This is a genomic window from Thalassovita gelatinovora (assembly GCF_001458355.1).
Lineage (GTDB): Bacteria > Pseudomonadota > Alphaproteobacteria > Rhodobacterales > Rhodobacteraceae > Thalassobius > Thalassobius gelatinovorus.
Genome location: NZ_CYSA01000005.1, coordinates 37560 through 60062 on the forward strand (window position 1 = coordinate 37560; position 22503 = coordinate 60062).

Here is a 22503-nt window from a genome sequence, read left to right on the forward strand (position 1 = left end):
CGGCAACCCCCACGATATGCAACATCTTCATCCAAAGCTTGCCGGAACATGATGACACTGAGGTGACGGAACTCTGCCTGAAATTCATGCAGTTTGTTCGAAACGGCAGATAGCCGTGCATTCCGAGCCGCCACAGTCTGGGCAATGCCGCGTCGAATGCCCCGGCAAAGGCATGAAATTTCGCGGCCTTACGGCCAGCCCGTGGCACGCCCCCCAAAATCAAATCTTGAAGGGTGTAATCCTCATCGCGCTCCGCCCGCAGCCTTATCACTAGGAATCTGCCGCCCTCCAAGCCCCGTACAGGTCTAAAACCATCGGTGCCTTACAGGCGCAAAAGCGCTGACGGGGATTTAACCCCGGCGCGTCTTCTTCTGTTCAAAAATATCCTCGGGTGAATTGGCGGCACGCCAAGAGGGGCAAAGCCCCTCCGACCTGCCCCGGCTCAAAGCCCCAGCTTGTCGCGCATGAACGCCAAAGCCACCGACAAACCGTCGGGGGCGATGCCGTGGGCGGTGCCCTTCATGATATGGGCATACACCTCTTTGAACCCGGCAGCCTGCAGGGCCTCTGCGGCTTCAGGCAGCGATTGCACCGGTACAACATCGTCCTGATCGCCATGTACCAACAGGATCGGCGGTTTCGACACCGCTTCGTCGGCCAACAATTCGGGCGCCATCAAACGGCCGGAAAACGCCACGATCCCGGCAATTTCGTCTTCGCGCCGTGGCGCGACATGCAACGACATCATGGTGCCCTGGGAAAATCCGAACAGCACCATCTGTTCCGGCAACAGGTCCTCGTCGACCAGGATCGCGTCTAGGAACGCGTTCAGATCCTCGGCCGCCTGCTGCATCCCGCGTTCGGCCTCTTCCTCGGACGAATTGTCAATCCAGGGGATCGGGAACCACTGGAACCCCATCGGTGCCCCGGCGCACATTTCCGGCGCATCGGGCGCGATGAACAAGGTATCGGGCAAATGATCCGATAACGGATCCGCCAAGCCCAGCAAATCGGCCCCATTGGCGCCATAGCCATGCAAAAACACCACGACCGACCGGGTCACACCCGATTTGGGCTCTTTCCGGCCCGCCTGCAAAACCCGTGTCATCTGATCCCTTCCCTGTCTTTTGCCACATGGTAATAGGCCCAAAGCTGGCGCGCCGCAACGGCCCGCCACGGGCTCCAATTTTCGGCCATCTGCCGCAGCGCCTTTTCCTTCGGACGCTCGTCCAAGTCATAGAGAATCCGCGCCGCTTCCTGCAACGCCAGATCGCCGGGGGCGAACACATCGGCCCGGCCCAGCGAAAACATCGCATAGATTTCCGCCGTCCAGACGCCAATGCCGGTGACGGCCGTCAAAGTCTTGATCACCTGTTCGGTCGGGGCTTCTCGCAGCGCGTGGTAATCGATATTTGCCTCGGCCAGCGCCAGCGCATAGCGCGCCTTCTGCCGGCTCAGCCCGATCTCGCGCAGCGCGTCATGGGTTTTTCCCGAAATCGCTTCGGCTGTCAGCAACCCGGCGGTTTCCAACCGCGCCCAGATCGCATTGGCCGAGGCGACACTGACCTGTTGTGACACGATGGCGCTGAGCAATTGCGCGAACCCATCTGGATTACGGCGCAGCGGCAGCGGCCCGGTGGCGGCAAAGGCTGCGGCCATTTTCGGATCGTTGGCGCAAAGCCAATCCACCCCTTCGGTGATGCAATCCTCGGTTTCAATGATCCGCCCGATCATAGCCCATCCACCCAGGCCAGCGCCGCCTCAACCGTTCCTACATGGGGCGTTTTGGGCTGCGGCGGTCGCTCGATCATCACCACCTTGATCCCCAATTCCCGCGCCGCGAGAAGCTTGGCGTAAGACGCTTCACCACCTGCATTTTTCACCACCAGCCAATCGATATTCAAATCCTGAAACAATGCAATTTCACTTTCCACGGTAAAGGGAGGACGTGCCACCAGGTATCGCCCGTTCGGCAATGGAAACGGATCTGGCTGCGGATCGACCACACGCAGGGTCAGATCGCAATCCGAAAGCGGCGCAAAACACCGCAGCGTCTGGCGCCCGGTTGCCAAAAACACCCGTCCCCCGGCGGGAATGACTCCCACCACCCCGGTTTCACCGATGACATGGGTCCAGTCATCCCCCGGTTCTGCCTGCCAGGCCGGACGCAGCAATTGGCAATACGGAATGCCCAGCTGACGCGCCACCTCGGCGCTGCGCAGACTGATCTGCATCGCAAAGGGATGTGTTACATCCAATACTGCCGATATATTTTTATATTCTAGGTAATGTTCGAACCCGCCGCGCCCGCCGAAACCGCCAACCCGGGTCGGAACGGCATAGGTTTCAGGGGATTTCGTTGCCCCTGCCAGTGAAGCTATTGCATCGACTCCCCGCAGCGAAAGCCCCCAGGCAACCTGACGCGCCTCGCCAGTGCCTGCCAATAACAGCAGCGTCATGCCGCGCCCTCAGCCCGGGCCAAAATGTTCCCGGCCCGGTCAATGACAACGATATCGGCCATACTGCTTGCGGGCAGCATGGTTTGAACCTGTTCCAACGCTTTGGTCGCAACTATTTCAGACATTTTTATTCCCGCAATTTCATAAGCTTGCAGCGCGGTATTGCAGTGTCGCATTCGGTCGTCATCCAGCCATCGCGCCAACAGATCGAAATCCACTTGGCTGCGGCCCGAATGCAAATCGCGCGCGCCCTGTGCCAGCTTGGTGATCTTGCCGATGCCACCGCCCACTGTCACCCGCTTTACCGGATGCTTGGCGATGTATTTCAACATGCCACCGACAAAATCACCCATATCCAGCATCGCACCAGCGGGCAGATCGTAAAGCCGCTGCACCACCTGTTCCGACGTCGCGCCGGTACAGCCCGCCACATGGTGCTGCCCTTCGGCCCGGGCCACATCGACGCCGCGATGGATCGATGCAATCCATGCAGAACAGGAAAACGGCCGCACGATGCCGGTGGTACCTAGGATCGATAACCCGCCCTTGATGCCCAGACGCGGATTCCATGTCTTCTCCGCCAACGCAGCGCCGCCCGGAACCGAAACGGTAATGCGAATATCGGGGCGCCGTCCCAATCTTGCGGCCATTTCCTCGACCGTGCCCCGCATCATCTGCCGTGGCACCGGGTTGATCGCTGGTTCACCAACCGCGATCGGCAGCCCCGGCTTGGTCACCGTTCCCACGCCTTCGCCGGCGGCGAATTCCACACCCCCGGCAGATGCTTCGACCCGCGCCCGGATCAGCGCACCATGGGTCACATCGGGATCATCCCCGGCATCCTTGATCACCGCTGCTTCGGCCCAGCCGATCCCTTGTTCCGCCTCGGTCACGGCGAATACAGGCCGTTCGCCGCGCGGCAGGGTAATCCGCACCTTGTCGGGCCGGGCTTCGCCCCAAAGCATCATCAGTGCCGCCCGCGTCGCCGCGGTGGCACAGGCCCCCGTGGTCCAGCCACGGCGCAATGGGGTGTTAGGCTTGCGATCCATCGGCGCGACTATAGGCTTCGCACTCAGCCGCGCCAATATGTCGTTTAGAGACTTCAATGCCGACAAAGAGAGCGGCATAAGGACTGCATGACTGATTCACTCACGATGCCCAAGGGCAAATGGCCGCAATTGGACCCCGGTTGGGTCTGGCTTTGTGGTGCGGGTCCGGGCGATCCGGGGCTGTTGACGCTGCATGCGATCAACGGGCTGCAACAGGCAGACGTGGTGATCTATGACGCGCTGGTCCAAGAATCGATCCTAGACTGGGCGCCGCAGGCTGAACATATCTATGCCGGCAAACGCGGCGGCAAACCCTCGGCGAACCAGCGCGACATTTCGCTGCGACTGGTCGATCTGGCCCAAGCGGGCCATCGGGTGCTCCGGCTGAAAGGTGGTGATCCTTTCGTATTCGGGCGCGGCGGCGAAGAAGCCCAGACCTTGATCCAACACGGAGTGCCGGTGCGGATCATTCCCGGGATCAGCGCCGGGATCGGTGGGCTGGCCTATGCCGGCATTCCGGTCACGCACCGCGACGTAAACCAATCCGTCACCTTCGTCACCGGCCATGATCAAACCGGCGAAACGCCGTCTTCGCTGAACTGGAAAGCAATCGCTGACGGTGCGCAGGTTCTGGTGATCTACATGGGCATGAAACATGCGGACCGGATCGCCAAGGCGCTACTCGACGCGGGGCGCCCCGCCGATGAACCCTGCGCGGTGGTCTGTTCTGCAACGACCGACAAGCAACAGGTGCTGGAAACCACGTTGGGTCAAATGGCCGCCGATATCGCCGCCAGCGGGCTGGAACCGCCCGCGATCCTTTGCGTTGGTCGGTCGGTGTTGATGCGGCAGGTGCTGGATTGGCAGGCGCTGATGCAGGGGGCAGAACCGCGCAACCTTGATCCACTCGGCCGGGGCAACCCCACCGGCGGGTCATGACCGGGCTGATTGTCGCCGCCCCCGCCTCCGGGGCTGGCAAAACCACGGTGACGCTGGCGCTTTTGCGGTTGCTGTCGCGCGAAGGGATCGCCGTGCGGGGTGCGAAATCCGGCCCCGACTATATCGACCCGCGGTTTCACGAAGCCGCCTGCGGCGCGCCTTGCCTCAATCTCGACGCTTGGGCGATGCCGCCCAACCGGTTGCGGTCCTTGGCCGCAGGGGATGGGCTGTTGATCGTCGAAGGTGCCATGGGCCTGTTCGATGGCGCCCCCCCCGATGGCAAGGGCGCGGTGGCCGATCTGGCCCGGTTGCTGCATTTGCCGGTGGTTCTCGTCGTCGATGCCGGACGGATGGCCGGATCGGTGGCAGCGTTGGTTGCGGGCTTTACCCATCACGACCCGGCGGTGCCAATCACCGGGATCATCCTCAACAATGTCGGCAGCGACCGGCATGAATCCATGCTGCGCCGGGCCTTGGCCCCACTAAACCTGCCCGTGCTGGCCGCATTGCACCGTGCGCCCGACCTGTCGCTTCCTTCACGGCATCTGGGGTTGGTACAGGCGGCGGAACGCGCCGATCTGGACGTTTTTTTGGACCGCGCCGCCGATGCGCTGGCGACAACGCTCGACCGCGCGGCCCTGCTGACACTTGCCCGCCCCTTGCCTGTGGCGACGCGCCAAACGCGCCTCGCCCCACCGGCGCAGGTGATCGCTCTGGCCCGCGACCGCGCCTTTGCCTTTTGTTACCCGCATATTCTGGACGATTGGCGCGCTCAGGGGGCCGAAGTGAAAGTCTTCTCGCCGCTGGCGGATGACCCGGTACCACGGGCCGATTTCATCTATCTGCCCGGCGGCTATCCCGAACTGCATGCCGCGCGGCTGGCGCAGAACTCATGCTTCAAAGCCAGCCTGAGAAAAGCCGCACAACAGACCCAGATTTACGGTGAATGCGGCGGCTACATGACCTTGGGCGAAGGCCTGATCGATGCCGATGGAGTACGCCACGAAATGCTTGGCCTGCTGCCGCTCGAAACCTCCTTTGCGACCCGCAAGCTGCATCTTGGCTACCGCGACCTGACTCCGTTGCGCGGCCCCTTCACCGCGCCATTCAAGGCGCATGAATTCCACTATGCCACCACCCTGCGCGCCGATGGTCCGGCGCTGTTCAGCGCCAAAGACGCCGAAGGGATGGCATTGCCGGATATGGGGCTGAGCCTGGGCCGGGTCAGCGGATCATTTGCGCATATTATCGACCCGGCCGGCTAACCCGATTTCTTCTTGGCCAAAATACTCCGGGGGTTTGGGGGCTGGCCCCCAATTGTGTCCGTCACAATTCACACCTTGCACCGCTGCACATCTGCCCTTAGCACTTCACATATGACCCAAACCGCATATGTCCCCGACGATAACCGCGCCCGACGCAACGTGTATATCCTGGTCCTGGCGCAAGCCATTCTGGGTGCGCAGATGCCGATGATTTTCACCATCGGCGGGCTGGCCGGGCAAGCACTGGCTTCCAACCTGTGTTTCGCCACTCTGCCGATTTCGCTGATCGTTCTGGGCAGCATGCTGGCCGCGACGCCGGTATCGCATATCATGCAGAAATATGGCCGCCGCACCGGGTTTTTCCTTGGCGCGGGGGCTGGGGCGATTGGTGGTGCGGTGGGGGCTTACGGGCTCTACCTTGCGTCTTTTCCGATCTTCCTGCTGGGCAGCCTGATCACCGGCATCTACATGTCGGCACAGGGGTTTTACCGCTTCGCCGCTGCCGACACCGCCAGCGACACGTTCCGCCCGAAAGCGATTTCCTACGTAATGGCGGGCGGGTTGGCTTCGGCAATCATCGGGCCGCAGATGGTCAAACTGACGGCCGATGCTTTCGTGGTGCCGTTCATGGGCACCTATCTGGCCGTGATCGCGGTAAACATTCTGGGATCGCTGCTGTTCTGGTTCCTCGACATTCCAAAACCCGCCGTGCCAAGCGCAGATGCCCCAAAGGGGCGGTCCCGGATGGAGCTTTTGAAAACGCCGCGTATCGCGGTCGCGGTGATCTGCGCCATGGTGTCTTATGCCTTGATGAACCTGGTGATGACCTCGACCCCGCTGGCCGTGGTCGGCTGCGGCTTTGAAAAGAACACCGCCGCCGACGTGGTCAGTGCCCACGTTCTGGCGATGTATATCCCATCCTTCTTCACCGGCCACCTGATCGCCCGCTTCGGGGTGGAAAAGATCGTCGCCACCGGGTTGGTGATCTTGGCCGGGGCCGGGGCGGTCGCGTTGCAGGGGGTCGAGTTGGAAAACTTCTTCATCGCACTGATCCTGCTGGGTCTGGGATGGAATTTCGGCTTCATCGGTGCCACCACCATGCTGGCCGGAGCGCATGAACCGAATGAACGCGGCAAGATGCAGGGGTTGAACGACCTGATGGTCTTTGGTGGCGTCACCCTGGCCTCGCTGGCCTCGGGTGGGTTGATGAACTGTTCGGGCGGCACCGCTCAGGCTGGCTGGACCAGCGTCAACCTGGCAATGGCACCGTTCTTGATGCTGGCAGGCGGTGCGCTGATCTGGCTGATTTTCCAGCCCAAGGAAGACTGACGCTTACGATCCATTGCGGACCTGAATTCCGATGACGGAGGCCCAAAGGGGGCGCAGCGCGCATTCACCCTTGGCATATTTTTGAACAGAAGAAGCGTAAAAGCCTACCAGCGCTGCGTTTGCGCACGCCAAAGCAGACCCAGATTCTTGCGAAACTCCGAAGCCCCCAAAGCACCGACCTTGACCCTTTGCGGGGTCTTGGCAGCCTGCGTCAGGATCGCCCCGGCCTGCCAAGCCGAAAGCAATGCCGGAGCGGCCGAAGGCGCGACCCGATCACGTTGCGCCCGCGCCCGCGCCAGCCGCGCCAGCCCGTCGTGGGCCAGTGCCGCGACAGCGCTATCGCGGCCGTCCAGAAATGGCACCCGCCCGGCCTTTTCCAATGCCGGAATCGCGCGCAGAAAATTGGCCAGCCCGCTGGCATAGCCGATATCGCGGATGATCGCTTCGTCGCCACCGCCAAGCGCCTGCACGGCGACCAGTAACAGGTTGGACGAGGTGTTTTGCAGATAGGTTTCGAACGCGGATTCATCTTCAAAAGGATCGCGGTAAATGTCCCAACGACGCGCCACGATCAGATCGTCGAACCATGTCGCCGCCTGAAGATCCAGCTTCTGTGCCAGTAACGTCACCGCCTGATGCCGCCGCGCCGCCTTGCCCGCCCCTATCTCTTCCACAGCGTCGCGCCACCATTGCAGCCGCATTTCCGCGATCATCGGTTCCTGCGTCACCCAAGGCGCGCGGGCAATTTCGACATTGGCGGCAAAGATCGGGAACAGCACCGCCCGCGCGGCCACCGGGGCGGCCATAACGGCGCGAAACCGATCCGGGTCGGCCTGTTCGACCAATTGCGCGCAGGACCGCAGATCGGGATCGTCAAATCCCATCGATGAAGTCCCCGATCGCTGACAACGTTTGCGGCGCGTCAACCACATCGAGATGCGACACCCCGTCGATCAGCACATAGCGCCCCTCTGGATTATGCTCTGACATCAGCGGTTCATACCGTTCTGCAAAGAAAGCTTCGTCCTCGCGGCCCGCAATCAGCAGAAATCGCGGCAGGGCGGCGATATCTTTTTCATAGCCCCGACGCGGCGCAAATGAGCTGTTGAGCCGATAAGAATAGGCCGTGGTCGCGGTCGCCCCAAGCGGCCCGTTCAGCACCGATTCCGGCATATTGAACTGGATCACCGTCAGAGCGTTCAGCGCCTTGATCCCGACCGTGTTCAACATGCTTAACCCGATGATCCGCCGGGTCAGCACATCGGCCCAGCCGCCGGAATTGGGCCGCGTGGTGGGGGCATTGTATTTCAGGAACGGCGCCATCAGCGCGGCCCCCTCGATCAGATCGCCATGCGCCCCACCGGCAAACCGCACCACCAAACCGCCGCCCGAACTGTGACCGGCCAGAACCACTTTCTGCCCCGGCTTGGCTTTGGCACGGATCAGGTCGGCCAGATCGTCTTCGAACTGGCCGATATAATCGACATCGCCGCGCCGTCCCGGATCAACGCCATGACCGCGCAGATCGGGCACCAGAACATCCGCCTTGTCGGCCAGTTGCCGCGCCAACCCGTCGAATTGCCCGCCATGCCAGCCCGATCCGTGGACCAGCACCACAAGCGGCCGATTTTGCGGCCCGGGCACCGACCGCACCGACAGGCCAAACCCATCGCGCATTGTCACTTTTTCGATCGGCAGCGGCGCAGTTTGGCGCGTGATCTGGCGGCTGAAATCCAACCCTTCGCTGCCGGTCATTTCCCCGGGCCGTTGCGATCCGATCAACCCAAGCGCAATCGCCAAAGGAACCGCCGCCGAAATAGCCGCCACCCGGACAAATCCCCATATCATGCGTGTTGTCCTTCGCGCAGCAATTTCCAGTTTATCGCATCCAGCAGCGCCTCGAAGGAGGCATCCACTATGTTCGGCGATACCCCGACGGTGGACCAACGCCGCCCCTGCCCGTCTTCGCTGTCGATGATGACGCGGGTCACGGCTTCGGTGCCCCCTTGGGTGATGCGCACCTTGAAATCGACCAGCCGCATATCTGCCAACTGGTCCGAATAGTGCCCCAGATCCTTCGACAGCGCCTTGGCCAGCGCGTTCACCGGCCCCCGATCACTGCCGGTTTCATCCAAAGATTCCGACACTGACAGTTTCTTTTCACCGTCGACCTTCACCACCACGACCGCTTCGGACAGGCTGATCATCCGGTCATACTTGTTCTTGCGCCGCTCCACCGTCACCTTGTAGCGCTTGACTTCGAAAAACGCCGGGGCCCGACCCAATTCGGCCCGCGCCAGCAGTTCGAAACTGGCTTGGGCGCTGTCATAGGTATAGCCCTCGGCCTCGCGCTGCTTGATGATGTCGAGGATCCGCGCCAGCGCTGGATCGCCCTTGTCGACCTGCAACCCGGCCTCGGCCAATCTGCGGCGCAGGTTCGACTGACCGGCCTGGTTCGACATTGGAATGATGCGGTCATTGCCGACAACACCCGGATCGATATGTTCATAGGTGCTGGGATCTTTCAGGATCGCGCTGGCATGCAGCCCGGCCTTGTGGGCAAAGGCCGACGCGCCGACATAGGGCGCTTGCCGGAACGGCACCCGGTTGAGGATATCATCCAACTGACGGCTCACCCGCACCAGGCCTTTCAACGCCTCAAGGCTGACACCCGTATCAAACCGGCTGGCATAAGGGTCCTTCAACAACAGCGTCGGGATCAGCGTGGTCAGGTTGGCGTTGCCACAGCGTTCGCCCAACCCGTTCAGCGTACCTTGAATTTGCCGCGCCCCGGCATCGACCGCCGCCAAGGACCCGGCCACCGCGTTTTCGGTATCGTTATGGGTGTGTATCCCCAGATGGGTGCCCGGAATGCCCGCATCGATCACCGCGCGGGTGATCGCGCCAATCTCGCCGGGCAAGGTACCACCATTGGTGTCGCACAGCACGATCCACCGCGCCCCGGCCGCATAGGCCGCCTTCACCGTTTCCAGCGCATAACCCGGATTCGCCTTGTAGCCGTCAAAGAAATGCTCGGCATCGAACAGCGCCTCGCGCCCCTGCGCCACCAGATATTCGATCGACCGCGCGATGTTTTCGGTGTTTTCCGCCAAGCTGATGCCAAGCGCGGTTTCGACATGGAAATCATGGGTTTTACCTACAAGGCAAACCGCGGGCGTTCCGGCATTCATCACCGCCGCCAGCACATCGTCGTTTTCCGCCGACCGCCCGGCCCGTTTGGTCATGCCAAAGGCGGTGAAGCGCGCCTTCAACTGCGGCTTGGCGTCGAAAAATTCGCTATCCGTGGGGTTCGCCCCGGGCCAGCCACCTTCGATGTAATCCACCCCCAACGCATCGAGAACCGCCGCGATCTGCATCTTTTCCGGGGTGGAAAACTGTACGCCCTGGGTCTGCTGCCCATCGCGCAACGTGGTGTCATAGATATAAAGACGTTCGCGGCTCATCCCCGGCCCTCATCTTCTTCTGTTCGAAAATATCCTCGGGGGGTGTAGACGTTCAAAATGCGCGCATTTTGAACGGAGAGGGGGGCAGACAGCCCCCCTTGACCCGCCCGCCGCAGGCGAAACCGTTCCATCACAGCCCCTCCAGCTTGGCCGGATCAATCTCGCTGATTGCAAGACTTGCCTGACCTCCATTCACACCATTTTTCGAACGATAGGCTCTTAATTCAAGACCAAGTGCAGCCGCTCTAGTCCGTAAATCATCAGCAGCCTCCCAGTTTTTATCTCTTCGAAATCCGAGCCACCTTCGAACAATCGAGAGAGCTGAATCACGCAACTCATCAGAGATTTCTCCCCAACCGACAACGCCAACGGAAGGTTGATAGTCTATACCTTCTTTAAACCATGTGCCGTCATCTACTTCAAATTCATATGGCTTCGCCCAGTCGGCGTTAACTATCGCTTCAAGATCAAAACCCAAGAACTTTGCGGAAGCGGACAAGGCAGTTCTATCGTCATTTTCGAACAGTTCATTCAATCGAACAAAAGCTTCCCAGACGTTCAAATCGTCAGCGACTGCGTCCAATACATCGCTATCAATGTCTTTCTGAGTGCTAGGTACAGCTACACTAGCCCATTTTCGAAGCGTTTCTTTTGCTGCAGCGGCCTTCTTGGCAGTCCAGTCCATCGGTTTGCCATAATGCGTCGACAGGAAAACAAACCGGATCACCTCGCCCGGAACCGGTGGCATCCCGTCATGCCCGTCCAGCAAATCCCGCACGGTGAAGAAATTGCCCAAGCTCTTGGACATTTTCTTGCCCTCGACCTGCAACATCTCGTTATGCAGCCAATAATTTGCAAAATGACCTTCGGGATGGGCGCAGCAGCTTTGCGCAATTTCATTCTCGTGATGCGGAAACATCAGGTCATTGCCGCCGCCATGAATGTCGAAGGTCGCCCCCAACAATTCGTAACTCATCGCCGAACATTCGATATGCCAGCCCGGTCGTCCACGCCCCCACGGGCTATCCCAGCCCGGCAGATCGTCGTTCGACGGTTTCCACAGCACGAAATCCATCGGGTTGCGCTTGTACGGCGCGACCTCGACCCTTGCCCCGGCGATCATGTCGTCGATCGACCGGCCCGACAAAGCGCCATAATCTTTATACGATTCCACCGAAAACAGCACATGGCCCTCGGCGGCATAGGCGTGCCCCTTGTCGATCAGGTCCGCGATCATCGCGATCATCGCGCCGATATAGGCAGTGGCGCGCGGCATATGGGTGGGTTCCAATGCCCCGAGCGCCGCCATGTCATCCAGATACCATTGCGTTGTCTCGGCGGTGATCTCGGCAATCGACCTGCCGCTTTCGGCGGCCCGCGCGTTGATCTTGTCATCCACGTCGGTAAAATTGCGCACGTAAGTCACGTGATCGGCCCCGTAGACATGGCGCAACAGCCGGAACAGGGTGTCGAACACCACCACTGGGCGCGCATTGCCGATATGGGCGCGGTCGTACACCGTGGGCCCACAGACATACATCCGTACATTGTCGGGATCGATGGGGGTAAAGACCTCTTTCTTGCGGGTCTTGGTATTGTGCAGCTTGATCGTCGTCATACGTCCTCACACGCGCAGCCGGGCTCGCGGCGGGCTTATCAACTTCGTCTTGTTTTTGGAAGCAAAGAACGGCCCGCGTGAAATGCTCAGCGGGGAATAATGCAGCAAATAATGCAGGTCATTGCGTTCATGACTGCGATCATAGCTGGTGATCGGCAGGGTCACAATCGCTGAATTGACAATTCCGGCAATCGCGGGCCTGCTGCGGCCAAACCAAACCGCATTGCGAATGCAATGTGGTGCGAAAACAAAGTGATGAGGTCTAACATGCGGCTGTCTTCCCGGGTGCGGAATATCAACGCTGGCGGTTCGGATGGCTGGGATGTGTTTTACCGCGCCCGGCAACTGAAAGCGGCAGGCGTGCCGGTGATCGAGCTGACCATCGGTGAACACGATACCCGCACCGCCGCCGACATCCTTGACGCAATGCATCGTTCGGCGCGCGGTGGCCATACCGGCTATGCCGAAGTGCCCGGCATCAAGGGGTTGCGCGACAAGGTGGCCGAACGCATCCGCATCCGCAGCGGGGTCGAAACCACGCGCGACAACGTGTTGATCACCGCCGGCGGACAAGCGGCGCTGTTTGCGGCGCATCTGGCTTGTTGCGATCCCGGCGACCGGGCGCTGTTCATCGATCCCTATTATGTCACCTATCCCGGCACCATTCGGTCGGGAGGTGCGCTCCCTGTCCCGGTAAAGGCACGGCCCGAAAACGGGTTTCAGCCGCTCGCCGCTGATATCGACGCGGTGGCCGGTGGTGCGAAATCACTGCTGATCAACACCCCGAACAACCCTGCTGGCGTGATCTATGCGCGCGAAACGCTGGACAATATCGCAGCGGTGGTGAAAACCCATGACATGTGGCTGATCTCGGACGAAGTCTATGACAGCCAGATCTGGCAAGGCACACATCTCAGCCCGCGCGCCTTGCCCGGCATGGCAGACCGCACGCTGGCGATTGGATCAATGTCGAAATCCCACGCCATGACCGGCAGCCGGCTGGGCTGGATCATCGGACCGCGCGACGCGATCACCGTATTGGCAGATTTGGCCACCAACACCAATTACGGCGTCGCCGGTTTCATTCAGGATGCCGCGCTTTATGCCCTGAATCAGGGCGATGCTGCAGAAACGGCCGTTGCCGCTCCGTTCCGACGCCGCCGCGACAAGGCGCTGAAAATCCTGTCCGGTCAAACCGCCGTCAAGCCGGTGCATCCCGATGGCGCGATGTATCTGCTGCTGGATATCCGCGCGACCGGCCTAAGCGGTGACGGCTTCGCCAACCGTCTGCTCGACGCGCACCACATCGCGGTGATGCCCGGCGAAAGCTTCGGTCAGGCGGCGGCGGGCCATGTCCGGGTGGCAATGACCGTGGCCGATGACATATTCTGCGATGCGCTGGAAACGCTGGTCGCATTTGCCAGGGATTTGGCGCGACAAGCTGCGGCCTGAGACGACACCCAATGAAAAAGCCCGGCGCAATGCCGGGCTTTCGCGTCACAGTGATCGGTCAACCGACCGATCATTCGGTGACAGTGACCGTTTTCATCATATCGGGCTGGCCCATCACTTCGCCATTGCGACCCTCGCCGCGCTTGATCTGGTCCACAATGTCCATGCCCGCCGTCACCTTGCCGATGACGGTGTAATCGCCGTTCAGGAAATAGCCCGGCGCGAACATGATGAAAAATTGCGAATTGGCCGAATCCGGGTCCTGCGACCGGGCCATACCCAGCACGCCGCGCTCAAACGGAACATCGGAAAATTCCGCCTTCAGATTGGGACGGTCCGACCCGCCACGCCCAGCCATGCGCATATCACCGCCCAGCTTGCCATATTGCACATCGCCGGTTTGCGCCATGAACCCGTCGATCACCCGGTGAAACGCCACGTTGTCATAGGCACCAGCTTCGGCCAAAGCGGTGATTTGCGCGACATGACCGGGGGCCACGTCTTCGAACAGATCGATGGTGACGGTGCCATTGGCACCTTCACCGGCCACTTCGATGCTGAGACCTGTCGCCGCAGCCGGACCGGCCAGAACCGCCATTACAGCGCCCGCAGCCAGCAGGGATTTCTTATCCATCGACATCGACTGCCACCTTCATGCTGATCATCCGGTCGGGGTTCGCGGGCGGTTCGCCCTTGGTGATATTGTCGACCAGATCCATCCCCGAAATCACCCGGCCATAAACCGTGTATTGGCCATTCAGGAAATGGTTGTCCTTGAAGTTGATGAAGAACTGCGAATTGGCCGAATTCGGGTTCTGCGACCGCGCCGCACCCAAGGTGCCGCGATCATGCGGCAGTTTGGAAAATTCCGCTGGCAAATCAGGCAGATCGGACCCGCCGGTGCCCGCACGGCCCGGGTTGTAATCCTTTTCCATATTGGCGTTCTGCACATCACCGGTTTGCGCCATGAAACCGTCGATCACACGGTGGAATGCGACGTTGTCATACTGCCCTGCCCGCGCCAGTTCCTTGATACGGTCACAATGTTTCGGTGCCACATCCGGCAACAGTTCAATGGCGACGGTGCCGTCTTTCAATTCGATTAGGATGGTGTTTTCCGGGTCTTTGATATCAGCCATGTCGGGCTCCTTCTTAATAGCTTTGGCAGATACCTAAGCTGCATGGCCCCCTTTGCCAAGCCGGTGCTTGACCCAAACCGCGCTTCGGGTCATGTGTTGCGCAAAATTTTGAGGAGGTCGCGATATGGCTTGGAAAACTCTGGACGACATGGATCTGAACGGCAAATGCGTGATGCTGCGCGTCGACATCAACGTGCCGGTCAAGGATGGTCAGGTTACGGATGCCACCCGGATCGAACGGATCGTGCCCACCATCAACGACATCCTTGCCAAAGGCGGCAAACCGATCCTGGTGGCACATTTCGGACGTCCCAAAGGCAAGGTCGTGCTGGAACTCAGCCTGCGGGTCACCCTGAAAGCCTTGGAAAAGGCGCTGGGCCGGACAGTCGCCTTTGTCGAAACACTGGAAGCGATCGAATCCCGCACCAGTGAAATCAGATCCGCCGATGTCGTATTGCTGGAAAACATCCGGTTTCATGCCGGCGAAGAAAAGAACGATCCCGAATTTGCCGCGCGTTTGGCGCGGATAGCCGATGTTTATTGCAATGACGCGTTTTCCGCCGCGCACCGGGCGCATGCGTCGACCGAAGGGGTGGCACATCACCTGCCGTCCTGCGCCGGACGTCTGATGCAGGCCGAACTCGAAGCGCTGGAAAATGCGCTGGGCCATCCGCAACGGCCGGTCGTCGCCGTGGTGGGCGGTGCCAAGGTGTCGACCAAGCTGGAACTGCTGGGCAATCTGGTCGAAAAGGTCGATTATCTGGTGATCGGCGGCGGCATGGCCAACACGTTTCTGGCCGCGCAAGGCATCGATGTGGGCAAATCGCTGTGCGAACACGACATGACCGACACCGCAGCCGAAATCTTTGGCAAAGCCAAGGCCGCAGGCTGTGAAATCGTTCTGCCCGTCGACGTTGTGGTCGCCGCCGAATTCAAGGCCGGGGCCGAAAACACGGTCGTCGCTGCGGATGCCTGCCCCGCCGATAAAATGATCCTCGATGCCGGGCCGCAGGCTGTCGCGCGGATTGTGACCATTCTGGAACAGGCCAAAACGCTGATCTGGAACGGACCATTGGGCGCGTTCGAAATCGCCCCCTTCGATACCGGCACCAATGCCGCCGCGCAAAAGGCGGCCGAACTGAGCCGTGCCGGATCGCTGATTTCCGTCGCCGGTGGCGGCGATACCGTGGCCGCGCTCAATCAAGCCGGGGCCGCCGACAGCTTCACCTATATTTCGACCGCAGGCGGCGCGTTCCTGGAATGGATGGAAGGCAAAACCCTGCCCGGCGTTGCCGCGCTCGAAGCTTCCGAACTCAGCCCGGTCTGATCGCACAGGTCGGGCCGATTCAGCGCTAAGAACGAGCAAATGCGAAAAAATCTGTGTGCGTTAGCGCCAACCGAATTGTATCCTTACGCCCGGTCGCCTATTGCCTTGGCCAGACCGGGCGCCAAGCGTCCAAAACGATTGCAGCAGGTGGATATTGATCATGACCGACCAGACACAAACCGAACAAATCAGATCGGGCAAAGGCTTTATCGCGGCGCTCGACCAAAGCGGTGGCTCGACTCCGAAGGCGCTGAAACTCTATGGCGTTGAGGAAAGCGCTTACAGCTCTGACGCGGAAATGTTCGGCCTGATCCACGACATGCGGGCACGCATCATCAAATCACGCGCCTTTGACGGCAACCGGGTTCTGGGTGCTATCCTGTTCGAACGCACCATGGACGGTGACATCGACGGCAAACCCACCGCCACCTATCTTTGGGAAGACTGCAAGGTTGTTCCCTTCCTCAAGGTCGACAGCGGTTTGGCCGACGAAGCAGACGGCGTGCGCCGGCTCAAACCGATGCCCAATCTGGACGCGCTGCTGAAAAAAGCCGTGTCCAAAGGCATTTTCGGCACCAAAATGCGTTCGGTCATCGATGCCGCCTCGGCGTCGGGAATCGCCGCCGTGGTTGCCCAGCAGTTTGAGATTGGCAAACAAATCCTGTCGCACGGCTTGATGCCGATCATCGAACCAGAAGTCACCATCACCATCGCCGACAAGGCCGAAGCCGAACAGATCCTTCTGGCCGAGATCAAGAAACACCTCGACGCGCTGCCCGAAGGCCAGCAGGTCATGCTGAAACTGACCCTGCCGGAAGTGGCCAACACCTACAAACCGCTGGTTGATCATCCCAATGTGCTGCGGGTTGTGGCGCTGTCGGGTGGGTATAGCCGAGAAGAAGCCAATACCCGCCTGTCGCAAAACACCGGCATGATCGCCAGTTTTTCGCGCGCCCTGACCGAAGGTCTGTCGGCCCAGCAAAGCGACGCGGATTTTGACAAAACGCTCGATACCAGCATCCAAAGCATCTTTGACGCGTCGGTCGCGGGCTGAACCGGTCGGTCCGCTTGACCGCGTAAAACCATCATCATTGGATCAGGGGCGGTACAAACCGCCCCTTTTTTATGCTGCCGCGCGTGCTTTGCCTTGCGCAATAGTGCCGATTGAATACTTTCGGCCCTGTCCCATCCTTTCCACCGGAACGCATTGACTATGGAACAACCGTGTCGGCCCTGAGGATTTCAAACCGCGACGCCAGGCATCTTTGGCTTGCTGCGCACGGTCTGGCCACCACGCCGACCGGGCAATTCGACCCAATCACGCTGGTTCGCAACCTCGGATTTGTTCAGCTCGATACCATACAGGTTGTGGCCCGTGCCCATCATCACATCTTGTGGAGCCGGAACCAGAATTACCGCGAACCGATGTTGGAAACATTATTGGCCAAAAATCGGTCGGTGTTCGAACATTTCACTCATGACGCCTCGGTCTTGCCGATGGAATTTCTGCCAATGTGGCAACGTCAGTTTCGACGGATGAAAGAAAAAATAGAACGGTCCTCGTGGTATGGCGGCAAGCCAAGCGCCACCCTGCGCGACGCCATCAAACGCCGCATCGCCGACGAAGGTCCTTTGTCCACCCATGCCTTTGACACCAAGATCGAAGGCCCCCGGGAAATGTGGCGGCGTCCGCCGCACAAACTGGCGCTTGATTACATGTGGTATTCTGGCGAACTTACCACTTCGCATCGGGACGGTTTCACCAAATATTACGACCTTTCGGACCGGGTCTTTCCTGCCGATCTGCGCGACCGGGACATGGCAGATCGTGATCAAATCGACTGGCTGTGCCGGGCCGCCCTTGACCGGATTGGTTTCGGCACGCTTGGAGAGGTGCGCAAATTCTGGGATGCGGTGGACGGGAAAGAAGTCACCGACTGGGCCGCTCGCGAAACCAAGGCGCTGATTTCCGTCGAAGTCCAGTCCGCCGATGGTCGTTGGACCAAGGCCAAAGCCTGTCCCGACATCGAAACGCGATTGCAAAACTGCCCCGCGCCGACTTCCAGATTGCGCATTCTCAACCCGTTCGACCCGGCGATCCGCGACCGGACCCGTCTGAAACGCCTGTTCGGTTTCGATTACACGGTTGAAATGTTCGTCCCGGCACAAAAACGTCAATGGGGCTATTACGTGTTCCCGGTGCTGGAAGGCAGCCGCTTTGTCGGGCGGCTCGAAGCAAAGGCGGATCGTTCCAGCGGGACGCTGAACGTGCTCAACTATTGGCCCGAACCAGAGGTTGCGCACACGGCAAAACGCGCTGAAAAACTGGATGCGGAACTTTCCCGATTTTCCCGGCTTGCGGGGTTGGACGCGGTGAGCTGGCTCTGCGCAGGCTAACACCCTTGTCCTGCTTGGCGCCGCGCCGATCAGAATGAGTGACGGCTTTGTTTTTAGGCACCTGTTTGCGCGGTTCTTTTTTCCAAACGGAACCCGACATTTTTGCGTTCGACCGTCCAAACTCAACTGGCAGGCAATCGGCCTATGGCCCTATGATATGGCCAGTCGCTTTACTTCAAATTTGGATGACCATGCAGATCAGAAATGCAACCGCCGGAGACGCCGCCGCCATCGCCGCGATCTATAACGACGCGGTGCTTCATACGACGGCGATCTGGAACGATGTGACGGTCGATGCCGCCAACCGCGCCGACTGGATCGTCCAGCGTCAGGCGCAGGGTTTCCCGGTGCTGGTCGCCTGTGATGCCGCAGCCGTTTTCGGCTATGCCAGCTATGGCCCGTTCCGTGCCTTTGACGGCTATCGGATGACGGTGGAACATTCCGTCTATGTCGATGCCACACGGCGCGGCAGCGGTACCGGGCGTCACTTGATGCAGGCACTGATCAAACAGGCACAAACAGACGGGCTGCATGTGATGGTGGCCGCGATCGAGGCCGGCAATGCGGCATCGATCCGGCTGCATCAACAGCTTGGCTTCCAACAGACCGGGCTGATGCCGCAGGTCGGGCAAAAATTCGGCCGCTGGCTGGATCTGGCGATGCTGCAATTACGGCTGAACGACCGCGCCACGCCGTAATTCCAAACCCGCAGCGTTAAATCCGCGCGATGATCGCGGCCACATCCAACCCCGATACAGCTCCTGCTGTGACCCCGCGGCCCCCAGCAATCCGGGACGTCACGAAACCATCCGCAACCGCATGGGGCGCGGTTTCGATCAGCATGGCCGCCGCCAACAACGTGGCAAGGCTTTCGGTGAACCAACGCGCCTCGGCTTCGGTCGGCAAAGCGGGCCAACGGTCCAGATGGGTTTTCAAAGCGGCATCAAAGCGCGCATCCGCGCCCGCAACCCGTTGCAACCGATCCATCAACGCCTCGGCCGCCAAAGGCGCTTTGGCCAGCGTGCGCAGGATATCCAGACAGATCACGTTGCCCGACCCTTCCCAGATCGAATTCAGCGGCGCTTCGCGGTACAGCATCGGCATCGGGGTTTCCTCGATATAGCCCATGCCGCCAAGCGCCTCCATCGCTTCGTAAATCACCCCCGGTGCCCGCTTGTTGGACAAGTATTTCGCCAACGCCACAGCGATCCGGGCAAAGGCGCGGTCTTCTGGCCGGTCGCTGTCAAACGCTTGGGCACACCCCATCGCCAGCGCCAACGCCGCTTCCCAATCCAGCGCCAGATCGGCGATCACCGCTTGCATCAGCGGCTGGTCGATCAATCGGCGCTGAAAGGCACTGCGGTGGCTGATCCACCATTTCGCCTCGGACAGGGCAGCCCGCATCAACCCCGCCGGGGCCATCGCGGTATCAAGCCGGGTGTGATGCACCATTTCGATAATGGTTTTCACCCCCTGACCTTCTTCGCCCAAACGATACGCCAGCGTATTGTGATATTCGATTTCCGACGACGCGTTGGCGCGATTGCCCAACTTGTCCTTCAACCGCTGCAAATGCATCGTGTTGCGGCTGCCATCTTCCAACCAGCGCGGCACCAGAAAACAGCTCAACCCTTCGGGGGCCTGTGCCAAGGTCAGAAACCCGTCGCACATCGGCGCGGAACAGAACCATTTATGCCCGGTCAACCGATAGGCATCGCCATCGCGCACCGCCATGGTGGCATTGGCGCGCACATCCGATCCACCCTGTTTTTCGGTCATCGCCATGCCCATGGTCACGCCCCGCTTGGCCGATAACGGCCTGACCGAGGGATCGTAATGCCGTGCGGTCAACTTCGGCCCCCATGCCGCAGCCAAAGCAGGATCATTCTGCAACGCGGGTACGGCGGCATAGGTCATCGTCAACGGGCAGGAAATTCCCGGCTCCAGTTGCGCCATGAAATAACACAGCGCCGCATGGGTAACATGACCGCCCGGCTTGCCTTCCCAAGCAGCAGCGGCATAGCCGTGGGTCACGCCCAGATCCATCACCTGATGATAGCCGGGGTGAAATTCCACCTCGTCCAACCGCCGCCCCGACCGGTCGAACAGCTTCAGCCGCGGCGCATCACGGCGGGCGTCTTCGGCGGCTTGCAACATGTCTTCGGTCCCAAAGGCGCGCCCGGCCTTGGCCAAAGCCCCGACATCCGCACGCATTGTCCCCGCCAGATCCATCAATGGCCGGTCTTCGGCCCACAGATCGCGCGCCCCGCGCGGGACGGGTTGATTGGTCACTTCATGGGTTGAAAATACGCTATGGCCCTCGGTCATCCCGGCTCCTCCTTCGGTTGACGGGACCACGATGGTCCGAATTTCCGTTTCGATCCAGCATGACGCCACGACGGACCAATTTAGCGCCGGTCCTGTTACCGATCAGACTTGGCTTGCCTCTGCCCGAATAAGTGTAAAAAAGGCAGATACATACTTTTGGGGGGGATTCCCAAAACGAGTCACTTGTGGCACAATGGTCCTACCGTCCTGCAAGAGGCGGAACACGAGGCAGAAAAATGCAACGCAGGAAACGACCCGCCATCGGCGCTTGGGCTTATTTCGCAGTGGCCTTCATGCTTGGCTCTTATTTTACCTTTGCCGCCGTTCAGGGCGGATACGGGTTATTCCGCCGCGTTGAAATTCAGGCCGAATCCGACATCTTGCAAAGTGACCTTGCCCTGCTCGACGCGCAGGTCGCGCGGATGGAAAACCTGACCCGTCGGTTGTCTGATGGCTATCTTGACCTTGATCTGCTGGATGAACAGGCGCGTTCGGTTCTGGGCATGATCCGCAGTGACGAAATCGTCATCCGCTGAAATCGCCCCAGCCGCAGGCAGGCCGGGCAATCCCGCCGAATCCTTGCATAACGCCCCTTCGTTGACCAATACTTGGCGCAGGCGCGGTCGTTTTCGACCTTGCGTCAATTTAGTCTCGCCCTGTGTGAAAAAATCCTTTATAAGATAGTTTAACGCTAAACTATTATTGGAAACGGGAGGAGGAAGCCCAATGGCAGCCAGAAAAACCCAAGCCAAAACAAATGTTTCCGCTGAAGAGCTGAAAACATATTACCGCGACATGTTGCTGATCCGGCGATTCGAAGAAAAGGCCGGGCAGCTGTATGGCATGGGCCTGATCGGTGGGTTCTGCCACCTCTATATCGGGCAAGAAGCGGTCGTGGTCGGGCTGGAAGCCGCGACCAAGGACGGCGACAAGCGCATCACATCTTACCGCGACCACGGCCACATGCTGGCCTGCGGCATGGACCCCAAGGGCGTGATGGCGGAATTGACCGGCCGGACCGGCGGGTATTCCAAGGGCAAGGGCGGCTCGATGCACATGTTCTCGAAAGAGAAGCATTTTTACGGCGGCCATGGCATCGTTGGCGCACAGGTGCCGCTGGGCGCGGGGTTGGCTTTTGCCGATAAATATCTCGAAAACGACAACGTCACTTTCACCTATTTCGGCGACGGGGCCGCGAACCAGGGCCAGGTTTATGAAACCTTCAACATGGCTGCCTTGTGGAAACTGCCGGTGATTTTCGTAATCGAAAACAACCAATACGCCATGGGCACCGCGCAGGCGCGGTCGACCTCGACCGCAGACATCCATACCCGCGGCGAACCGTTCGGCATTCCCGGCGAAATCGTCGATGGCATGGACGTGCTGGCGGTGAAAGCGGCCAGCGAAAAGGCCACCAAACACTGCCGCGACGGCAAAGGGCCTTATATCCTCGAAATCAAAACCTACCGCTATCGCGGTCATTCGATGTCGGACCCGGCGAAATACCGGACCCGCGAAGAAGTGCAGAAAATGCGCGAAGAACGTGATCCGATCGAACATGTGCGCGAATTGCTGCTGACCGGCAAACACGCCACCGAAGAAGATCTCAAGGCGATCGACAAGGACATCAAGGATATCGTGAACAAATCCGCCGAATTCGCCAAGGAAAGCCCGGAACCCGGTGTCGAAGAACTGTGGACCGATATCTATGCCGACGCGCAGGCATAAGGGGGAGAT

The 22503-nt window shown here is 60.1% G+C and carries 21 protein-coding genes; 10 read left to right on the forward strand and 11 right to left on the reverse strand.

Features of this window, described 5'->3' with window-relative positions; all coding sequences use genetic code 11:
- Positions 1 to 442: 442 nt before the first annotated feature.
- Genes TG4357_RS01920 through TG4357_RS01935 form a run of 4 tightly spaced genes read right to left on the reverse strand, consistent with a single transcriptional unit; the run spans position 443 to position 3508 of the window.
- Positions 443 to 1108, reverse strand: a complete 666-nt coding sequence (locus TG4357_RS01920) for an alpha/beta hydrolase (protein WP_058261191.1) — start codon at positions 1106 to 1108, stop codon at positions 443 to 445.
- On the reverse strand, positions 1105 to 1734 hold the full coding sequence (locus tag TG4357_RS01925) for a DNA-3-methyladenine glycosylase family protein (protein ID WP_058261192.1): 630 nt from the start codon (positions 1732 to 1734) through the stop codon (positions 1105 to 1107). The genes TG4357_RS01920 and TG4357_RS01925 overlap by 4 nt, the downstream gene beginning before the upstream one ends.
- On the reverse strand, positions 1731 to 2459 hold the full coding sequence (locus TG4357_RS01930; RefSeq protein ID WP_058261193.1) for a cobalt-precorrin-6A reductase: 729 nt from the start codon (positions 2457 to 2459) through the stop codon (positions 1731 to 1733). Before TG4357_RS01930 ends, TG4357_RS01925 begins: the two co-directional genes overlap by 4 nt.
- Complete coding sequence (locus TG4357_RS01935; protein ID WP_058261194.1) at positions 2456 to 3508, reverse strand: cobalt-precorrin-5B (C(1))-methyltransferase; 1053 nt, start codon at positions 3506 to 3508, stop codon at positions 2456 to 2458. The genes TG4357_RS01930 and TG4357_RS01935 overlap by 4 nt, the downstream gene beginning before the upstream one ends.
- Positions 3509 to 3595: 87 nt before the next feature.
- On the opposite strand from TG4357_RS01935, the gene cobA reads away from it, so the two are divergent.
- The 3 genes from cobA (at position 3596) to TG4357_RS01950 (ending at position 7041) form a co-directional block, all read left to right on the forward strand.
- Positions 3596 to 4447 (forward strand): uroporphyrinogen-III C-methyltransferase, encoded by an 852-nt coding sequence (gene cobA / locus TG4357_RS01940; RefSeq protein ID WP_058261195.1) that lies wholly within the window; start codon positions 3596 to 3598, stop codon positions 4445 to 4447.
- Positions 4444 to 5712 (forward strand): cobyrinic acid a,c-diamide synthase CobB, encoded by a 1269-nt coding sequence (locus tag TG4357_RS01945; RefSeq protein WP_058261196.1) that lies wholly within the window; start codon positions 4444 to 4446, stop codon positions 5710 to 5712. The genes cobA and TG4357_RS01945 overlap by 4 nt, the downstream gene beginning before the upstream one ends.
- A gap of 111 nt (positions 5713 to 5823) precedes the next feature.
- A complete protein-coding gene (locus tag TG4357_RS01950) occupies positions 5824 to 7041 on the forward strand; it encodes an MFS transporter (protein WP_058261197.1) in 1218 nt (405 codons plus the stop codon).
- A gap of 104 nt (positions 7042 to 7145) precedes the next feature.
- Here the strand turns inward: TG4357_RS01950 and TG4357_RS01955 are convergent, their stop codons facing one another.
- The 4 genes from TG4357_RS01955 to cysS all read right to left on the reverse strand — a co-directional run bounded on the left by TG4357_RS01955 (position 7146) and on the right by cysS (position 12123).
- Positions 7146 to 7925, reverse strand: a complete 780-nt coding sequence (locus TG4357_RS01955) for a squalene/phytoene synthase family protein (RefSeq protein WP_058261198.1) — start codon at positions 7923 to 7925, stop codon at positions 7146 to 7148.
- A complete protein-coding gene (locus TG4357_RS01960) occupies positions 7915 to 8889 on the reverse strand; it encodes an alpha/beta hydrolase (protein WP_058261199.1) in 975 nt (324 codons plus the stop codon). The genes TG4357_RS01955 and TG4357_RS01960 overlap by 11 nt, the downstream gene beginning before the upstream one ends.
- A complete protein-coding gene (gene cimA, locus TG4357_RS01965) occupies positions 8886 to 10505 on the reverse strand; it encodes a citramalate synthase (protein ID WP_058261200.1) in 1620 nt (539 codons plus the stop codon). Before cimA ends, TG4357_RS01960 begins: the two co-directional genes overlap by 4 nt.
- A gap of 130 nt (positions 10506 to 10635) precedes the next feature.
- The gene (gene cysS, locus TG4357_RS01970; protein ID WP_058261201.1) at positions 10636 to 12123 is read right to left on the reverse strand and encodes a cysteine--tRNA ligase; all 1488 of its coding nucleotides are present in this window, start codon (positions 12121 to 12123) and stop codon (positions 10636 to 10638) included.
- Positions 12124 to 12390: 267 nt separating this feature from the next.
- Here cysS and TG4357_RS01975 point away from each other — a divergent pair, with 267 nt between their 5' ends.
- Complete coding sequence (locus TG4357_RS01975) at positions 12391 to 13575, forward strand: pyridoxal phosphate-dependent aminotransferase (protein ID WP_058261202.1); 1185 nt, start codon at positions 12391 to 12393, stop codon at positions 13573 to 13575.
- 70 nt (positions 13576 to 13645) lie between these two features.
- Here the strand turns inward: TG4357_RS01975 and TG4357_RS01980 are convergent, their stop codons facing one another.
- Positions 13646 to 14215, reverse strand: a complete 570-nt coding sequence (locus TG4357_RS01980) for a peptidylprolyl isomerase (protein ID WP_233487410.1) — start codon at positions 14213 to 14215, stop codon at positions 13646 to 13648.
- On the reverse strand, positions 14202 to 14714 hold the full coding sequence (locus tag TG4357_RS01985; RefSeq protein WP_058261203.1) for a peptidylprolyl isomerase: 513 nt from the start codon (positions 14712 to 14714) through the stop codon (positions 14202 to 14204). Before TG4357_RS01985 ends, TG4357_RS01980 begins: the two co-directional genes overlap by 14 nt.
- 124 nt (positions 14715 to 14838) lie before the next feature.
- On the opposite strand from TG4357_RS01985, the gene TG4357_RS01990 reads away from it, so the two are divergent.
- The 4 genes from TG4357_RS01990 to TG4357_RS02005 all read left to right on the forward strand — a co-directional run bounded on the left by TG4357_RS01990 (position 14839) and on the right by TG4357_RS02005 (position 19136).
- Complete coding sequence (locus TG4357_RS01990; protein ID WP_058261204.1) at positions 14839 to 16041, forward strand: phosphoglycerate kinase; 1203 nt, start codon at positions 14839 to 14841, stop codon at positions 16039 to 16041.
- A 160-nt stretch (positions 16042 to 16201) separates the two neighbouring features.
- A complete protein-coding gene (locus tag TG4357_RS01995) occupies positions 16202 to 17095 on the forward strand; it encodes a fructose bisphosphate aldolase (protein ID WP_058261205.1) in 894 nt (297 codons plus the stop codon).
- Between the two features lie 170 nt (positions 17096 to 17265).
- Positions 17266 to 18438, forward strand: coding sequence for a winged helix-turn-helix domain-containing protein (locus TG4357_RS02000; RefSeq protein WP_058261206.1), 1173 nt, complete (start codon positions 17266 to 17268; stop codon positions 18436 to 18438).
- 191 nt (positions 18439 to 18629) lie between these two features.
- Complete coding sequence (locus TG4357_RS02005; protein WP_058261292.1) at positions 18630 to 19136, forward strand: GNAT family N-acetyltransferase; 507 nt, start codon at positions 18630 to 18632, stop codon at positions 19134 to 19136.
- Positions 19137 to 19152: 16 nt separating this feature from the next.
- Here the strand turns inward: TG4357_RS02005 and TG4357_RS02010 are convergent, their stop codons facing one another.
- Positions 19153 to 20766: an acyl-CoA dehydrogenase family protein gene (locus tag TG4357_RS02010; protein ID WP_058261207.1), complete on the reverse strand. Its 1614-nt coding sequence runs from the start codon at positions 20764 to 20766 to the stop codon at positions 19153 to 19155.
- 236 nt (positions 20767 to 21002) lie between these two features.
- Here TG4357_RS02010 and TG4357_RS02015 point away from each other — a divergent pair, with 236 nt between their 5' ends.
- Both TG4357_RS02015 and pdhA read left to right on the forward strand, forming a co-directional pair.
- On the forward strand, positions 21003 to 21302 hold the full coding sequence (locus TG4357_RS02015; protein WP_058261208.1) for an FtsB family cell division protein: 300 nt from the start codon (positions 21003 to 21005) through the stop codon (positions 21300 to 21302).
- A 190-nt stretch (positions 21303 to 21492) separates the two neighbouring features.
- Complete coding sequence (gene pdhA / locus TG4357_RS02020; protein ID WP_058261209.1) at positions 21493 to 22494, forward strand: pyruvate dehydrogenase (acetyl-transferring) E1 component subunit alpha; 1002 nt, start codon at positions 21493 to 21495, stop codon at positions 22492 to 22494.
- The last annotated feature ends 9 nt before the right edge of the window (positions 22495 to 22503 follow it).

Coding starts and splice junctions, on each gene's coding strand:
- cobA (WP_058261195.1), top strand. CDS start 3,596: ATGACTGATTCACTCACGATGCCCAAGGGCAAATGGCCGCAATTGGAC.
- TG4357_RS02015 (WP_058261208.1), top strand. CDS start 21,003: ATGCAACGCAGGAAACGACCCGCCATCGGCGCTTGGGCTTATTTCGCA.
- cysS (WP_058261201.1), bottom strand. CDS start 12,123: ATGACGACGATCAAGCTGCACAATACCAAGACCCGCAAGAAAGAGGTC.
- TG4357_RS01990 (WP_058261204.1), top strand. CDS start 14,839: ATGGCTTGGAAAACTCTGGACGACATGGATCTGAACGGCAAATGCGTG.
- TG4357_RS02010 (WP_058261207.1), bottom strand. CDS start 20,766: ATGACCGAGGGCCATAGCGTATTTTCAACCCATGAAGTGACCAATCAA.
- TG4357_RS01950 (WP_058261197.1), top strand. CDS start 5,824: ATGACCCAAACCGCATATGTCCCCGACGATAACCGCGCCCGACGCAAC.
- TG4357_RS01920 (WP_058261191.1), bottom strand. CDS start 1,108: ATGACACGGGTTTTGCAGGCGGGCCGGAAAGAGCCCAAATCGGGTGTG.
- TG4357_RS01935 (WP_058261194.1), bottom strand. CDS start 3,508: ATGGATCGCAAGCCTAACACCCCATTGCGCCGTGGCTGGACCACGGGG.
- TG4357_RS01960 (WP_058261199.1), bottom strand. CDS start 8,889: ATGATATGGGGATTTGTCCGGGTGGCGGCTATTTCGGCGGCGGTTCCT.
- TG4357_RS01925 (WP_058261192.1), bottom strand. CDS start 1,734: ATGATCGGGCGGATCATTGAAACCGAGGATTGCATCACCGAAGGGGTG.
- TG4357_RS02005 (WP_058261292.1), top strand. CDS start 18,630: ATGCAGATCAGAAATGCAACCGCCGGAGACGCCGCCGCCATCGCCGCG.
- TG4357_RS01955 (WP_058261198.1), bottom strand. CDS start 7,925: ATGGGATTTGACGATCCCGATCTGCGGTCCTGCGCGCAATTGGTCGAA.
- TG4357_RS01975 (WP_058261202.1), top strand. CDS start 12,391: ATGCGGCTGTCTTCCCGGGTGCGGAATATCAACGCTGGCGGTTCGGAT.
- TG4357_RS01985 (WP_058261203.1), bottom strand. CDS start 14,714: ATGGCTGATATCAAAGACCCGGAAAACACCATCCTAATCGAATTGAAA.
- TG4357_RS01995 (WP_058261205.1), top strand. CDS start 16,202: ATGACCGACCAGACACAAACCGAACAAATCAGATCGGGCAAAGGCTTT.
- pdhA (WP_058261209.1), top strand. CDS start 21,493: ATGGCAGCCAGAAAAACCCAAGCCAAAACAAATGTTTCCGCTGAAGAG.
- TG4357_RS01945 (WP_058261196.1), top strand. CDS start 4,444: ATGACCGGGCTGATTGTCGCCGCCCCCGCCTCCGGGGCTGGCAAAACC.
- cimA (WP_058261200.1), bottom strand. CDS start 10,505: ATGAGCCGCGAACGTCTTTATATCTATGACACCACGTTGCGCGATGGG.
- TG4357_RS01930 (WP_058261193.1), bottom strand. CDS start 2,459: ATGACGCTGCTGTTATTGGCAGGCACTGGCGAGGCGCGTCAGGTTGCC.
- TG4357_RS01980 (WP_233487410.1), bottom strand. CDS start 14,215: ATGTCGATGGATAAGAAATCCCTGCTGGCTGCGGGCGCTGTAATGGCG.